11 protein-coding genes are annotated in these 15,580 nt (G+C 47.5%); 6 read left to right on the top strand and 5 right to left on the bottom strand.

All coding sequences use genetic code 11. From position 1 onward, the window contains the following. Nucleotides 1–152: 152 nt before the first annotated feature. The 5 genes from I1H34_RS14725 (at nt 153) to I1H34_RS14705 (ending at nt 4,853) form a co-directional block, all read left to right on the top strand. Nucleotides 153–1,850 carry a DUF3352 domain-containing protein gene (locus tag I1H34_RS14725; protein ID WP_212661810.1) on the top strand — a complete coding sequence of 566 codons (1,698 nt, stop codon included), beginning with the start codon at nt 153–155 and terminating at the stop codon, nt 1,848–1,850. Between the two features lie 313 nt (nt 1,851–2,163). After that, entirely contained in the window at nt 2,164–2,892 is a 729-nt protein-coding gene (gene cysH, locus I1H34_RS14720; RefSeq protein WP_212661809.1) for a phosphoadenosine phosphosulfate reductase, read from the top strand. Nucleotides 2,893–2,894: 2 nt separating this feature from the next. Then, nucleotides 2,895–3,155, top strand: coding sequence for a MoaD/ThiS family protein (locus I1H34_RS14715; RefSeq protein ID WP_212661808.1), 261 nt, complete (start codon nt 2,895–2,897; stop codon nt 3,153–3,155). A gap of 152 nt (nt 3,156–3,307) precedes the next feature. Beyond that, nucleotides 3,308–3,883, top strand: coding sequence for a hypothetical protein (locus I1H34_RS14710; protein WP_235108743.1), 576 nt, complete (start codon nt 3,308–3,310; stop codon nt 3,881–3,883). A 124-nt stretch (nt 3,884–4,007) separates the two neighbouring features. Continuing rightward, nucleotides 4,008–4,853: a hypothetical protein gene (locus tag I1H34_RS14705; RefSeq protein ID WP_212661806.1), complete on the top strand. Its 846-nt coding sequence runs from the start codon at nt 4,008–4,010 to the stop codon at nt 4,851–4,853. Between the two features lie 236 nt (nt 4,854–5,089). Here the strand turns inward: I1H34_RS14705 and I1H34_RS14700 are convergent, their stop codons facing one another. After that, nucleotides 5,090–8,665, bottom strand: coding sequence for an eIF2A-related protein (locus I1H34_RS14700; RefSeq protein ID WP_212661805.1), 3,576 nt, complete (start codon nt 8,663–8,665; stop codon nt 5,090–5,092). 752 nt (nt 8,666–9,417) lie between these two features. On the opposite strand from I1H34_RS14700, the gene I1H34_RS14695 reads away from it, so the two are divergent. Further along, nucleotides 9,418–11,439, top strand: coding sequence for a calcium-binding protein (locus I1H34_RS14695; protein ID WP_212661804.1), 2,022 nt, complete (start codon nt 9,418–9,420; stop codon nt 11,437–11,439). Between the two features lie 82 nt (nt 11,440–11,521). On the opposite strand, the gene pstB is transcribed toward I1H34_RS14695, so the two are convergent. The 4 genes from pstB to I1H34_RS14675 all read right to left on the bottom strand — a co-directional run bounded on the left by pstB (nt 11,522) and on the right by I1H34_RS14675 (nt 15,462). Next, nucleotides 11,522–12,325, bottom strand: coding sequence for a phosphate ABC transporter ATP-binding protein PstB (gene pstB, locus I1H34_RS14690; RefSeq protein WP_212666280.1), 804 nt, complete (start codon nt 12,323–12,325; stop codon nt 11,522–11,524). Nucleotides 12,326–12,478: 153 nt separating this feature from the next. Continuing rightward, nucleotides 12,479–13,414, bottom strand: a complete 936-nt coding sequence (gene pstA / locus I1H34_RS14685) for a phosphate ABC transporter permease PstA (RefSeq protein ID WP_212661803.1) — start codon at nt 13,412–13,414, stop codon at nt 12,479–12,481. Further along, on the bottom strand, nt 13,411–14,307 hold the full coding sequence (pstC, locus tag I1H34_RS14680; protein WP_212666279.1) for a phosphate ABC transporter permease subunit PstC: 897 nt from the start codon (nt 14,305–14,307) through the stop codon (nt 13,411–13,413). Before pstC ends, pstA begins: the two co-directional genes overlap by 4 nt. A 141-nt stretch (nt 14,308–14,448) precedes the next feature. Continuing rightward, nucleotides 14,449–15,462 carry a PstS family phosphate ABC transporter substrate-binding protein gene (locus tag I1H34_RS14675; protein WP_212661802.1) on the bottom strand — a complete coding sequence of 338 codons (1,014 nt, stop codon included), beginning with the start codon at nt 15,460–15,462 and terminating at the stop codon, nt 14,449–14,451. Between the last annotated feature and the right edge of the window lie 118 nt (nt 15,463–15,580).

Here is a 15,580-nt window from a genome sequence, read left to right as displayed (position 1 = left end):
AGATGGATGGCGAGTCTGGTAGATTTTAGATTGCTTAACTTGTTCAGGTACAGTTTGCTGAAATAATGGGGCTGATACGGTCAAAAAGCTTCTGTAGGTTTTCTTGGCCCCATTGCAATCTCTGGTCTTTACGAGCCTGACTTTCGCACTCTATGGTAAAACTTCGTTCTGTTTGTCTTCAGTTATTAGCCAGTGTTCTTGCCCTGCTGCTCTGGGGAGGACCCGTCTGGGCGCTTGAGGCTGAACCTGAATTGGCTCCTCCGTTGCCCGAGCCAGCGCTAGGGCCTGAATCGGCCCATTTTATTCCAGACACGACTGCTTTAATGGTTTCCTTAACGGGCAATAGCCCATTGAAGATGGCGGGGAATGGATCGGTCGGAGCGTCTTCTCAACTGACTGATTTACCTGCGGCTTTGTTGGCAAGTGGGGGCATAGATTACCAAAAAGATATTCGCCCTTGGGTGAGCGACGAAATTACCTTTGCCTTAACGAATTTGGATAAGGAGCAACCCGGATATCTATTAGCGGTCAAAACCCGAAATAATCGGGATGCAGATGCTTTTTTGGAGCGTATTTGGCAGCAGCAGGCTACAGATGGCCAAACCATTAATTTCGAGCGGTATGCTGGGGTCGATCTGATCTCTGCTGATGTGTCACCCAATTTGGCTACGTCCGCTTCCTTGCCAGGTCTTCTGAAACCCGTACGATATTTGACCACTGCCAAATTAGATGATCACTTTGTCTTAATTGCCAATCAGCGCCAAGTGTTGGAACAGGCGGTAGATACGTCCAAAAAACAAGGGACTCAATTGGCGAAACGAGCAGAGTACAAAACTGCGATCGCAAACCTGACGCAAAAACAACAGTCCGGTATCGCCTATCTGGATTTAGAAAAGCTGATTCCGGCCATTTCCGGTCAAGCGGCTACCACTTCCCCCACCTATCGCAGCTTGGGGATTGCCTTTGGTGAATCTCGTCAAGGCCTGTTAGCAGAGACAGCTTTGATTGCCAATGGGGATCGAGACCTGCCAGCTATTAAGACAACCCCGCAAGAGCCGATGGCGGCCCTCAGTTATTTTCCAGGCAATAGTCCATTTGTCGTATCTGGATCGAATTTAGGCACCTTATGGTCTCAAATTAACCAGGATTTACAGGGATATCCCAATCTCAAATCTTGGGTCAATCAAAGCCTGGGCACTTGGGGGAAAACCCGAGGGCTAAATCTCACCAGCAAAATTTTCCCCTGGGTGGATGGAGATTATGCCTGGGCACTGTTGCCGGATTCCTTGTCTCCCGTCTTGTCAGCCCAAGCAAATACTGAAGCTGATTGGTTATTTGCCTATGAGCAGACCAACAGCGATAAATCTACGCAACTCTCTAATCATCTCAATGAATTAGCAACCGAACAGGATCTCGGAACCAGTCCCTTTGAACTGGCAGGCCGGAAGGTTTATGCCTGGACTCGATTGGTCTCTCAGGAAATCGATAGTACACGCGGTAGCAACCTGACCTTTAAGACGGAAGTCACTGGGGCCTACGCCAATATTGATAACCAAAAGATCTTGGCAAGCTCGCCGGAAGCTCTAGGGTTGGCCTTGGATGCAGGCAGTGATGCCTTGATCAACCAGCGGTCGTTTCAAGATGCGATCTCACCTTTCGATCAGCCCAATCAAGGGTTCTTATATTTGGATTGGCCCGTGATGAAGCCAATTCTGAAAAAGAATCTACCGGTTATTTCCAAGCTAGAAAGTAATGCTCAAACTCTCCTGAGTAAACTACGGTCGGTATCCGTCAGTAGTTATGGCGAAACCTCTGAAGTTCAGCATAGTCAGTGGTATTTTCGCTTTTAGTGAAGCGGGTCTGGGCTTGGGAGAAAGAGAGGTACTTTAAGCGAGATTGAGACAAGTCGTTTAGGGCTAAAAGTCTGAGGTTGCATAGGAATATAGCCTCTCGAATCTAGTGATGCCCTAGGGTAGGTGTGAAACCACACACGCCCTGGCCTGGAAAACTGTCAAATGGGTTACATCGTTGTCCGTTGACCACCCCCTAAGCTGTGTCCAACTCAAAAAGACCGAACTTCATACTACGGTTATCCGGTGGAGATTCGGAGAATAAGCAGTTAGAATGTTCGTACCGAATTTGAAATAGGTTGGCATTGGCACTATGGATCCATGCATCGAGGCCCCCAAGCAGCAGACTGTTGATATAGATCAGCTGAATCAACAGTTTGATGAAGTCCATCCCAAAAGTATTTTGACTTGGTGCTTAGAGAATCTATCTGATGGACTGATCCAGAGCACAGCGTTTGGGGCGAGTGGCATGGTGATTATGGACTTGCTTTACAAAGACCTCAATCCCAATCCGTCTATCCCCGTCTTATTCTTGGATACCCTGCATCATTTTCCTGAGACATTAAAACTGGCAAACGATGCTCAGGCTCATTACGGGTTGGATTTGCAAATTTTTCACCCCCAAGGTGTCACGTCTCGAACTGACTTTTCCCAACAATATGGTGAGCAGCTCTGGGAAACGGATTTAGAACAGTTTCATCAATTGACCAAAGTTGAACCTTTGCAGCGAGGCTTGGAACAGCTTCAGGCCGTCACTTGGATAACCGGACGACGACGAGATCAGTCCTCTACGAGAGGGAAGATGCCTATTTTTGAATGCGATCAGGCAGGACGATTAAAAGTTAATCCCTTAGCTAACTGGTCTTATAAAGGTGTGTGGAACTATCTGATCAACAATCAGGTGTTGTATAACCCCCTTTATGATCAGGGATATGCCAGTATTGGCGATCAGCCCTTAACCACGATGACAAAGGCTGGCGAAGAAGAGCGGGCCGGGCGCTGGCGAGGAAAGGCCCGTACAGAATGTGGAATGCACGCGTAAGGATGTCTGCTCCTAGCATTAAAGTAACGGTCAAGCTGTTTGCGGCTTACCAGGAAGTGATTGGTTCCCCTGAGCTGGAACTGGAATTTCCTGAAGGTTCAACCGTGGTTCAAGTCGGTCAATATTTTTGGGACCAATATCCAGAGTTGGCATCCTTACAGTCTGTGACCCATTTTGGTGTCAATCTAGATTTTGTCTCTGGAGATACGCCATTACAGTCTGGCGATGAAGTGGTATTGATTCCCCCCGTGAGTGGGGGTTAAGGTATAGGGCGATAGAAACGATAGTTGGCAGCTAACGATCCAAATACTAAGCCCCACCCGTTAGGCTTGAACTTCGTGGCGTTTAGGCTGGATTCAGGGAATTCTCACTTTAGATGCTTATGCTAAATGAGTTATCTGGTCAGGGTGCTGCGATGAAAAAAATGTCTTTATTAGTTCTGTTTGTGGGAGCGATCGCCTCCTTGACTTGGGCCAGAGCTCAGACAACTGTCTTGCCCCAGGCAAAGCTAAACGCAGTTCAGGCCCAGCTCATCCCCAAATTCACCCAATCCGAAAGTCCCAAGGCAGGATCTACAACGATTGAACAGCTGGAAACGATTCTGCGGAATGAGGCATCTGATGTTCAAGTTGAGCCAGGGCAGATCACCTTTAAGTATGACGGGCGAACCATGCTTATACTGACAAGCGCACAGCATGATCGAATGCGAATTCTGGCTCCCATCAAAAAGGCAGCAGAGATCACTCCAGAACAACGGGACAATATGTTGCTTGCTAATTTCCATACGGCTTTGGATGGTCGGTATGCAGTCAGCAATGGAATTGTCTTCGCTACCTTTCTTCATCCCTTGTCTTCACTGCAAGATCGTGACTTTCGCTCAGCCTTGAGTCAAGTCAACCAGCTAGTTCAGAATTTTGGCTCTACTTATTCAAGTGGAGCGTTGGGATTTGGCGTGGGCCAAGAAAAGCCTGAACCTTTACCTGCTATCTAATTTATCCCATTGGAATGTATTGAACACTAGATCTTTTGCTGTAACCCCTGCATAACTGACCGGACTCCAACCTATAGACGAGTGTAAGGAGCTTTTCCTTATCACTATCTACAGGAGTCAGGTCATGTCTGTTCAGCAAAATATGAATCAACTGAAGTCGCTTGCTCTAGGTGGGGTCTTGGCCCTATCTATGGCTCCAGCCATCAATGCGCAAACAATTCCCCAGCGAACCTTAAGCCAACGTCCACTCACGACGAAAAAATTTTCCTGCGGACGTCATCTGAAAACCTTTGTGGTCCGGTCTTTAAATCAGCAGAAAGGCCAGGGTATCCGTTGTGTTAAGGTCACTACCGTGAGAAGAGGATCTCGACGATTTCCCAAGATTGCTTGGTATGGCGAAGGCAATTGGAATGGCAAATCCTATCGTCACGTCGGCCATGCATTTGGTAATCGTCGCCTCATGCGGGGCTATGCGTCAGATATCTATGGCAATGGCGAATATTTTAAGAATAACTTCCCCGGAAACTTACGGGTCCGGATGATCTCTCCCCGCCGGATCCGTGTAACGGGAGCCTGGAATGAAGAATGGGTACAGGTGCGAACGACCCAATATCAACCCTTACGTCGGGCTCGCACCTGCGGTAAGTTTTTTGATCAATATCGGGTTGCAGATTTAGTTTCGCTACCGAAGGGTCGCCAGGGCAGAGGACTGCGATGTGTCTTGAAGGCTGGCCCGAAAGGAACTTATGCTCCCAAGCGCTACTTCACGACTTGGTTTGGCAATGGCCAATGGGGACAATCAACCTATAGTCATTTAGGAACTCGGTTGCAAAAAGGGGCAGGAGCCAGTGATATTTGTGGCAGTGTTTTTGGGCCAGTCTGTAACCATTTCAACTACAGTTCTTTGAAAATTAAGCCCGTAGGCAATGGTTTCGATGTTGGAGGTGCTTGGCGTGAGATGTGGCGTTAGGTTGAGGTTCTCCAAGTTGTGTTGGCGTTGACTGATGGCGATGGCTTTTGATAAAACGAAGGCCATTGCTTTTCTTTTTAGGACTACAATCTCTCCTCTAGTTGGGATTTTGGCCCTGTTTTGTTAAGGGGTGATAGGACTTTCAAACCTAAATGCAGCAAAACTTCTAGGAGTTTTTGTAGAAAAATAGTTAAATTTTCTACTGATCCGTTAAATCACCTTTTTCTCATGGGAATTTACTGAAGTGTATTAGCCATAAAATGCTCACAGGCTCCCAAAGCTTTTAAGGAGGCTTTCTGGGCCTTCGTCAATCCCGTCGTCCCAGCAATATTCATCCCATCATAAAGCGGTTTTACCCTGAGGATTTTTTGGCATTCCCTGGACTGCATCTGCCAGATTCTCAAGGTCTGATCCTGGGAGCCACTAGCAATTTGAGGGAGCTCTGTATTCGATAAAGAGGGCAGAAAGGCTAAGGATCTTACTTCATTCTCATGACCTTCAAAGGTTCCTATACAGTTCCCCGTCGCCAAATCCCAAAGCTTAATTGTTTGGTCTAGGCTGCCACTGGCCAACGTTTTACCATCAGGACTAAAGGCAACGGTATAAATGCCATTGGTGTGCCCCGTTAAGGTTTGCAGACATTGCCCTGTTTGCACATCCCAGATTTTAATGGTGTGGTCAAAGCTTCCACTCACCACTAACTTGCCATCAGGACTAAAGGCGACTGAGAACACCCGATCTTTATGGCCCGATAAGGTATGGATGCTTTCTCCGGTTTGGACATTCCATAGCCGTATGGTGCGGTCTCCACTGCCGCTAGCGATGTACTGACTATCGGGGCTGACAGCAACGGACCAAATCCAGGTCTGATGGCCGGTCAGAGTCATGATGCAGGCTTCAGTATTGAGGCTCCATATTTTAATATTATGGTCGCTAGCCCCAGATGCTAACCAGTTGCCATCCGGGCTATAGGCTAAACCATAAACCCAACCTCGATGGCCAGTGAGGGTACTAATACATCGGCCACTGGGATAATGCCAAAGCTTAATGGAATAGTCACCGCTACCACTGGCGAGGATGTCACCCTGGGGACTAAAGGCTAAGGAGTAGACGGGCTGATGATGCCCTTTTAGGGATTGCAACATCGTTCCCTCTTGCCGATCCCATAGACGAATATTTTGATCAAAACTTCCGCTAGCAATGGTTTGTCCATCAGGACTGCAGGCAACGGCAAAAATCCGGTTGGTATACCCCGTTAACACTTTCAAACAGCTACCGCTATCGATATCCCATAGCCGCACAGTTTGATCCAGGCTGCCACTCACCACTAAGCGGCCATTGGGGTGAAAGGCGATGGTAAAAACACCGTGGTGATGCCCCGTAAGGGTGCGGAGACAGCGCCCCTGTTTAACGTTCCATAATTTGATAGTTTGGTCGCCGCTGCTGCTAACCAACTTACTGCCGTCTGGACTAAAGGCAAGGGCGTTTACCCAGTTGTGGTGACCGTTAAAGGTCTGCAGCGGCTCATCCCTACCACGCTCCCAGAGCTTAATGGTGCAGTCTGTACTACAGCTGGCGATACGGTGGGTTTGGGGGCAAAATGCCACAGACATGACCCAGTTTTGGTGCCCACGAAGAGTTTGTTTACAGGTACCGCCTTCAACCTCCCAAAGCTTGATCGTTTTATCGGAACTCCCACTGGCAATCATTGAACTATCGGGACTAAAGGCCATGGTAAAGATGGCTTGTTGATGACCTGCTAGGGTCTGCAGACACGCGTAATCATCAACGCCCCAAATTTTTAGGGTGGTGTCCTTGCTGCCAGAGGCCAGAAGTTGACCATCTGGGCTAAATGCAACTGTACAGACTTCCGAGCCATGACCGTGGAAGGTATAAAGACAGTTACCAGCTTCTGCATTCCAGAGCTTAAGAGTATGGTCCGCGCTGGCACTGGCTAAGGTGTGACTGTCGGGACTAAAGGCGATGGAAAGGACGGCGTTTTGATGCTCATGGCCTACCCACAATTGTTGATAGGTTTGGGCACACCAGACCCTGACTTTGCAATCCTGATCTGCGATCGCAAGATACCGACCATCAGGACTAAAGGCGACGGCTTTCACCTCATCGAGAATTTCTGAAAAGCTAGAATCCCGAAAGTTAGCATTAACGAAGTGGGTACCGTGGAGCACCATTCCCTGCAAGTCCGCCTGTCGGATGGTCATTTCTGAAAAGTCTCGGCCACTGATATCAACCTTCATCGCTTTAGCCAGGTGGAGAAGGTTGCTACAGAAATACCCCTTTCCCAGGTGAGCTTGTTCCTGAAGCTGAGGCATTAAGGAAAATAAATGTTCAATAATTGTTTCTGCTGTTCCAAATGCAGTTAATAGGCGATCAACGATGGGCTGCAGAATCAAGCATCTTTGGGTTTCAACAATGGAAACGGGGGCTTGAGCTTTGACTAATGGGTATTGTGCAAACCAGTTGATCCGGTTCTGTTGGATGGATGTAGAGATCTCTTGGATCAGCTGGGCGGTCATGTACTCCATGACAACGGGCTGCAACGTGAAATAATTGGCAGATTTCTCGATTAAGGATCGATTTTGGAGGGCTGCAACCGTTTGTAAAAGTTCTCCCATAGAAGTCGGCGACAGCATATCCGCCTGAATGTTTTGATAGGAGCTGGGTCCTCGATGGATGGCCAGCCAATATAACACCTCTGCCTCATGGGCACTGAGACGTTGAAATTGCTGACCTAGTAAATCCTGAATGTCATCAAAAATAAAAGGTTCTTGTTTGAGAAACCTCAGAAAGTGACTGAGGTTAGAGTCAAAAACATCCCGAATAAAGGTTGCCACAATTTTGAGGGCCAGAGGATTACCGATATAGCGCTCAATTAAGATTGACCAGTCTTCATCGCCGCCCTTATAGGTGCCAATAGCACTAAAAACTTCACGGCCTGCTTGAGTTGATAGTCCTTGAATTTGGTGGCAGCGAACGGGTAATTTGTCTCCTTCTAATCCATTTAAGCCCTGGGGTTTCTCTCTAGATGTTAGGAGTAGACAGCTTTTGTGGTGGGTTTCTCCGACTATTTTGAATAATTGCCCATATCCTTCATACCCAGCTCGATAGACGCCAGCCCGATTGCAGTCCTCTAAAATCGACTCAGCATTGTCTAAGATCAGCAAACAGCGTTTCTCCTGCAAATGCTGTACCAATCGCGACAACAAATCCGCAATAGACTCAAAAACTCTGGTTTCCTGGTGATGAGAGAGGACTTGAATCAATTGAGCCAACAAGGACTCTACCCCAGGAGCATTGCGTAAGCTACGAAAAATGACCGTATCATACTGGTCTTGTAATTCCCGGGCTACCTTTACAGCTAGGGCCGTTTTGCCTACTCCTCCCATGCCCAGAAGGGTGACCAATCGACAATGATCGGTCTGAATCCAGGTGTACAACCTATTGAGATCTACCGACCGGCCATAAAACCGGGAAACATCTATGGCCTCTCCCCAATCTTGATAGCTTGCCCGAGTGGTTGGGGATTGTGATGGAGACGATGGGTACTGTGAAAAACTTTTCTGGACTGGATCTCCTAGATCTGCCACCGCTTGCCAATCTAAATTCAGCTGTTCACAGAGTTCAACAAAAGTGGCAAAATCGACAGGCTTCCCTCTTAAAAAGTTACTGACGGTAGACAAGCTAAAGCCGACATGCTCAGCTAAGGAACGCTGACTGTGGAAGCCACTCCGCTTCAGCGCTACTTTAGTACGGTCAATACAATCGCTATGGATGTTTAGAGATCTAGACATGCATCATCCTAAAAAAATTGGCTAATTCGGTCCTCTCGGTGGATGTTTCTGTTGTATGTCTCAACGGGATCTGGACAGCTGGGAGTCAAGTGCTTCTGTTGACTAAGAAGTTTTTTCTCAGAGAAGGAGGGGATGGGTGTAGATTTAGGCTTCAGAATCATAGTTTTTACTCTAGAAAAACGATAAAACTGAAATCTATTAACGGTTGAGGATAACCCTCTCAATGGCTTGCGTTGGCAGGTTCCATATATTTGATTGCTCCTTTTACTTCTATTGATGCTTATTCTGCGAGAAATTACAAATAAACTCAGTGATAAGTCAGGCCAAAGTCAGGCATTCTCAGGGCTTAAATCAGTCAGCCATACCGTTTGATAGTAAATATCAAGTCTTTGATTCACTCAAATCTTCAATTCTATTGGTTCAACTATCAATAGAATTGAGATTATTTTTATCTAGATAAAACTAAATTCAAGGGGAAGATATTTCTATCCTAACCATGAATGCATGACACAGCTTTTTAGCGTGGCCAAGAGATAGGAATGAAGAACCTTACTTCTTAGCTCTTGCTCAGCTATGAGAGCTGACAAACAGATTTCATCAAGTTTTTACTCGGTGTTCCCTATTTCCCATTAGCGCAAATATTTGAGATTCGCTGTTGGTTCAGGCTTGCAGGTGTTTGCACCTGGAGCTGGAATTCAATGGGCGAAATCTGACGAAACTCAATTTGTAATGGTTACAGGGAGATTAATACTATGGCTTTATTTGAAGGAACAGGCGATATTTCGTCTGTGGTGGCCGATTTTCAGGCAGCATTAGGTGGGTCGAATAATGGCAATACGTTTGGCCCAGTTGCCAACGGCAGACGGGAAATCAATTGGGATGCCAATATTGTCCCTTTTGATATGCCTGCCGATTTTTTCAACAAAACCGTTACCCGGGGTGCAGAATTTTTGACCAACGCGGGTTCTGAGTTCCGGGTGAGCAACCCAGATCCGAGTGATCCAGGTGCCCCCGACGATGAATTTGACAGTCTCAACTCCACCTACCCGGATCAGTTCGATACCTTTAGCGAATTTCGACTGTTTACCCCTTCGGGGTCCAACGTCACAGAGGTAGAATTTTTTGTGCCCGGTTCCGATGTTCGAGCGACGTCTAGTGGGTTTGGAGCAGTCTTTACGGATGTTGATTTAGCGGACAGCACTAAGATTGAGTACTTTGATATCGATGGCAATCTCTTGCAGTCTGAGTTTGTTAACCCAGATCCTCAAGGGTTGTCTTTCTTGGGAGCGACCTTTGCAGAAGGCAATTTATACAAAGTTAAAATTACTAGCGGCAATACCCCCATTGGCGCAGATGATGATCCTGCTAATGGAGTAGATGTAGTTGTCATTGATGACCTGATCTACGGGGAACCCCAAGCAGCCGAAACTCAGGATGGTGATGACAAGGACAATGTCCTTACTGGGACTCCAGGAGGAGAGTTTATCCGAGGTTTTGGGGGTAACGATGCCATTCTCGCCTTTGGTGGTAATGACATTGTCCAAGGGGGCGATGGCAACGATGTTATTAGCGGGGGAGACGGCAACGACTTCCTGGATGGAGGCGCTGGTGATGACACCGTGATCGGTGACAAAGGGGATGACACCAAACTCGGGGGTGATGGCAACGATCGGATTATTTGGAATGATGGGGATGGATCTGATCGGATTGATGGCGGTGCCGATCAAGATACCGTCGAAGTCAATGGCAGCCCTGATCAAGGCGATGAATTTGAAGTGGCCGCTGGAGCCAGTGATGTCTTGTTTAAACGGGTCAATCTGGGCCAATTCGACCTCGATATCAGTACCGTTGAGACCCTAGAAGTGAATAGCGATAGCGGAGACGACCAGTTCACCGTGGGTGACCTTTCTGGCACTGGACTAGAAAATGTGGTGTTCAATGCGGGAGACGGTAACGATGTCCTAGATGGTGCAGGTGCAACCACTGATCTGCAGGCACTAGGTGGCAATGGCGACGATACCTTAACCACAGGCTCAGGGAATGATTTTCTTGCGGGTGGCAATGGCGATGACCAGCTCCTCGGTGGTGCAGGAGACGATACCCTCCGAGGCGGCAATGGTAATGATCTAATCGATGGTGGTAGTGGCAATGATACGGCTGATTTTAGTGACATTCCCTTTGAAATCAGAGCTGATTTAAATGCGGGTAATGCTCAATACGATGTGGCTCCCGGTGTAACCGTTGGGGACACCTTAGTTGGTATTGAGAATCTGACGGGCAGCACTTTCAATGACCGATTAGCAGGAGATCGCAAGGCCAATATTTTAGATGGTGGAGATGGCAACGATACCTTAATGGGTCGCCGAGGAGCCGATACGCTTCTGGGAGGCAAAGGGGATGACGACTTAATCGGTGGCAGAGGGGCCGATAGGCTGGTTGGTGGCACTGATAGAGATATCTTGCTGGGAAATCGAGGCGCTGATGACCTCAATGGAGGGACCGGCAATGATCTGATGCGAGGCGGTCGAGGCGCTGATGTTTATCGGTTTGAAAGTGATCTCCTAGACGGCATCTCTGATCGTGATGTTATTCTGGACTTCCAAGCACAGGATTCCTTCAATTTCGATGATTACCTGGGATCTGGTGGATCCATTACTTTCTCGCGAGTTACGGGCGGCTTAAATATTGATTTGAGCGGAGAGGATAGCATTAGGGTTTTTGGCAGCCGAAGTGCCATTAATGCTGCGGAAGCCCAACTGGAAGCGCTGGTCTAAATCCTCTAGGTACTCAGTCAGTTGAAACAATACAGTGGAAGCTAGATCCCCCTGCTTCCTCTGTTTCTTGTGAATGCTTGCACTAACCAAACCGACCTGAGACGTAATCGCGGGTGTAGTCTTGCTTGGGATTGGTGAAGATGGTGACGGTATCGTTAAATTCCACCAAATACCCCAGCTTGCCGCCTTGCTCAGTGGGTTCCGCATTGAAAAAGGCGGTCTTGTCTGAAACCCGAGACGCCTGCTGCATGTTGTGAGTGACGATCACAATGGTGTACTGCTCTTTTAGTTCCTGCATCAGTTCTTCAATTCGCAGGGTTGAAATGGGATCCAGGGCTGAGCAGGGTTCGTCCATAAGGATGACTTCGGGTTGGATTGCGATCGCACGAGCAATACATAACCGCTGCTGCTGACCTCCAGACAGAGATAACCCACTCTGCTTGAGCTTATCCTTCACCTCATCCCAAATGGCAGCCTTACGCAAAGAGCGTTCTACCAACTGATCCATATCGCCCTGAAAGCCATTGATGCGAGCGCCGAAGGCAATATTTTCGTAGATAGACTTAGGAAAGGGATTCGGCTTTTGAAATACCATACCAATCCGGCGTCGGACTTCAACCGGGTCGACTTTCTTGCTATAGAGATTAACGCCTCGGAAAAAGACATTGCCCTTGACCTTCGCACTAGGGATCAAATCATTTGTGCGATTAAAACAGCGCAAAACGGTGCTTTTGCCACAACCAGAAGGCCCAATGAAAGCCGTAATTTGATTAGCTGGAATATCTAGAAAAACTTCACGAACAGCCGGGGTAGAACCGTAATAAACGGAAACTCCTTCCATCTTTAGCGCGGGCTGTTCAGTGACTGGTCTGGAATCAGAGGTCATAGGTGAGTCGGCAAGGTTAGTCATGGCTTAGTATCCACAAGCTTATCAGTGAGCGTAAATCTAGTGTTCTTATTTCACCTTAAAGAACACAGCTTATTACTGGATTAAGGAAGGAAATAACATATCGATCTTCAACCAGGAAAATGAGAAAAACTATAGTTTTTGATTCTGGAACTTATTACGCAGAAGAATAGCCGTTGTATTCATCAGCAGTAACACTACTAACAAAACTAGGATACCCCCAGCTGCAATGGGCTCAAAGCTTTTCTGAGCACGGGAAATCCAGACATAAACTTGGATAGGTAGTGCCGTAAAGTCAGACTGCAAACCTTCTAGAGATAGAGGCGGTGCAAAAGCAATATACCCTGCAGCACCCACCACCAAGATAGGAGCCGTTTCACCGATGGCACGGGACAGGGCCAGAATGGTTCCGGTCAAGATACCGGGAAGAGATTGAGCAAAAACTAACTCACGAATCACTTGCCAACGGGTTGCTCCCAGGGCAAATCCTCCCTGGCGCAAACTGCTAGGGACTGCTCGCAAGGCTTCTCGCGTACTCACAATGATGATCGGCAAGATTAGTAAAGCGAGGGTCAGGCCTCCTGCTAATACGCTAGTGCCACCGGTAATGGGTCGCAAAATGTCCACAAAAACCGTCAGCCCCAAAAGACCATACACAATGGAGGGCACTGCCGCTAAATTGCCAACATTAATCTCAATCGCTCGAGTAAACCAATTATCAGGTGCAAACTCTTCTAAAAAGATGCCAGACCCCACCCCAATGGGGAATGCGAATGCTGCCGTGATTCCCAGAAGCCAAACAGTACCCATCAGAGCGGGCCATAGTCCTGCACGCTCGGCCTTACGGGACGGTGGATTTTTTATAAAGTCTAAGTCAATACTACTGAGGCCATCACTCATTACATCGAAGAGCAACGTCACCAACACCACCAAACTAATAAGGGTGGCAAGCCAGGTGAGTAGTTCAAAAATACGATCCCACCGATAGCGGGTTTTCAACGCAGGCTTAAACTGCTCATTTCCACTGCCTGGAAGATCGGATAAATTACTGGGATTCGACAAAGTCATTCGTATTTCTCCTGGAAACGGCGAACAAACCAGAAGCTAAACATGTTTAGGCAAAAGGTAATCAGAAAGAGCGTCATGCCGACGACAAATAATGTTTTATAGCCAATCGTACCGACGGGATTATCACCAAAGGTCGCCTGGACAATAAAAGAAGTCATGGTCTGAACAGACACTCGAGGATCTAACGTCAGCACCGGGGAAGCGCCTGCAGCTACGGTCACGATCATGGTTTCACCCACTGCTCGGGAGATAGCCAATACACAAGACGCCACGATTCCCGATAAAGCGGCGGGTAAGACTACCCCTGTGACGGTTTCTCGTTTTGTTGTTCCCAGAGCATAGGATCCCTGCCGGAGGCTTTGAGGAACCGCATAAATGGCATCTTCACTAAGAGATGCCACTAAAGGCATAATGGCGAATCCCATGACCAAACCAGCACTAAGAGAGTTGAAAATCTTTAAGCCTGGAACGATACTCTGTAGCAATGGGGTGACGAATAGCAAAGCAAAATAGCCATAGACCACGGTGGGGATGCCAGCCAAGATTTCCAAGGCTGGTTTCAACCACTTCCGAATTTTGGGTGAGGCATATTCACTCAGGCAGATGGCAGCCAATAGGCCAATCGGCAAAGCGACCAACAATGCGATCAGCGAGGTCATGAAGGTGGCGCTGATTAAAACAAAGATGCCGAATTGATCACTAAACAAGGGCGTCCATTGAGTGTCGGTTAAAAACCGAATCAAGGGGATCTCTTTGAAAAACTCTATGGTCTCGAAAATTAGGGTGCCAACAATACCTGCCGTGGTGGCAACGGAAATTAAAGCAAAGCTAGCAAATATGTATTTTACAAGTCGTTCAGACCAAATGCTAAAAGCCCGCTTCGGTTTCCACATCTGGGAATCTTTAGGGGGAGGGAGCGAGGTGGATTCAGTATGCATGATCAATCCAATCTGGATAAGATAATTTTCCAATTAAATGGGGATTCTGAATAGATCAATGCCTACACACAGAATCCCCATTTAATGGATTTTTATTTAGAGGACGTCGGCGAGCTTAACACCAACGGTCTTTCCGCCAGGGAAAGCAGTGCCTGTCTTACCTTCCTGAACACGAGCCAAAGCTTTGCCGTAGATATCGTCGGGCAAGGGGAAGTAACCCACCTCTGTCACCAGCTCTTTATTCTTGACATCCATATAGAACTCGATAAAAGCCTTGACCTCTGGACGATCCAGGGCGGACTTGCTGACATAGATAAAGAGGGGACGGGCAAGAGGAGAGTAAGTCCCATCTAAAACAGTGGCATCACTAGGGGCGACACATCCATCGCCTCCATCCACTTCAACTGCTTTGAGAGTATCTTTGTTCTCTTCATAGTAGGCATAGCCAAAATAGCCCATGGCATTTTTGTCACCCGCAACTCCACGAACAATGGTGTTGTCGTCTTCACTGGTGGCGAAATCGCCTCGGCTACCTTCCTCGCCAGTGATGGCTTCATTGAAATAGTCAAACGTACCGGAGTCAGTACCAGGGCCTAGTAAGGTCAATGGTGCATCTGGATACTTGGGATTGATTTGATTCCACTTACTGATCTTGCCTTGTGCAGCCTTTTCCCAGCCCGTCTTTAACTCGTCTACGGTCATGCATGCAGCCCAGTCATTGTCCTTGTTGACCACGACTGACAGTGCATCAAAGGCAACGGGGATTTCTACGTACTCAACGCCACCCTCGGCACATAAATCAATCTCTTTTTGCTTGATGGGGCGGGATGCATCAGAAATTTCAGTTTTACCGGTACAGAATTTCTTGAAACCCCCACCTGTACCCGATTTTCCAACGGTAATCTTGACATCTTTATTAACAGCCTGAAATTCTTCAGCCATGGCTTCAGAGATAAGCAGGACAGTACTAGATCCATCCACCGTAATCTTCCCTGATAGATCAGCATCAGAGCCAGTGCTAGAAGAGCTATCACTGGGGGTATCACTACCTGTACAAGCAGATACGCTAGCAACCAAAAAAGCTAGGGAAACATAGCGTAACAAATTCATCGATTTATGTTTCAGAAACATAGGTTACAAAACTCCCTAACCACTCACGAAATAAGTAAGAACATTCTACATTCCGTTGGAGAATATCTGCTCAAGGTAAAGAATAGGTTAAATTGTT

The organism is Acaryochloris marina S15 (genome assembly GCF_018336915.1).
In the GTDB taxonomy this organism is placed as follows: Bacteria; Cyanobacteriota; Cyanobacteriia; order Thermosynechococcales; family Thermosynechococcaceae; genus Acaryochloris; species Acaryochloris marina_A.
Note: the sequence above shows the minus strand (reverse complement) of the source record. Positions and strands in the feature narration are given on the sequence as shown.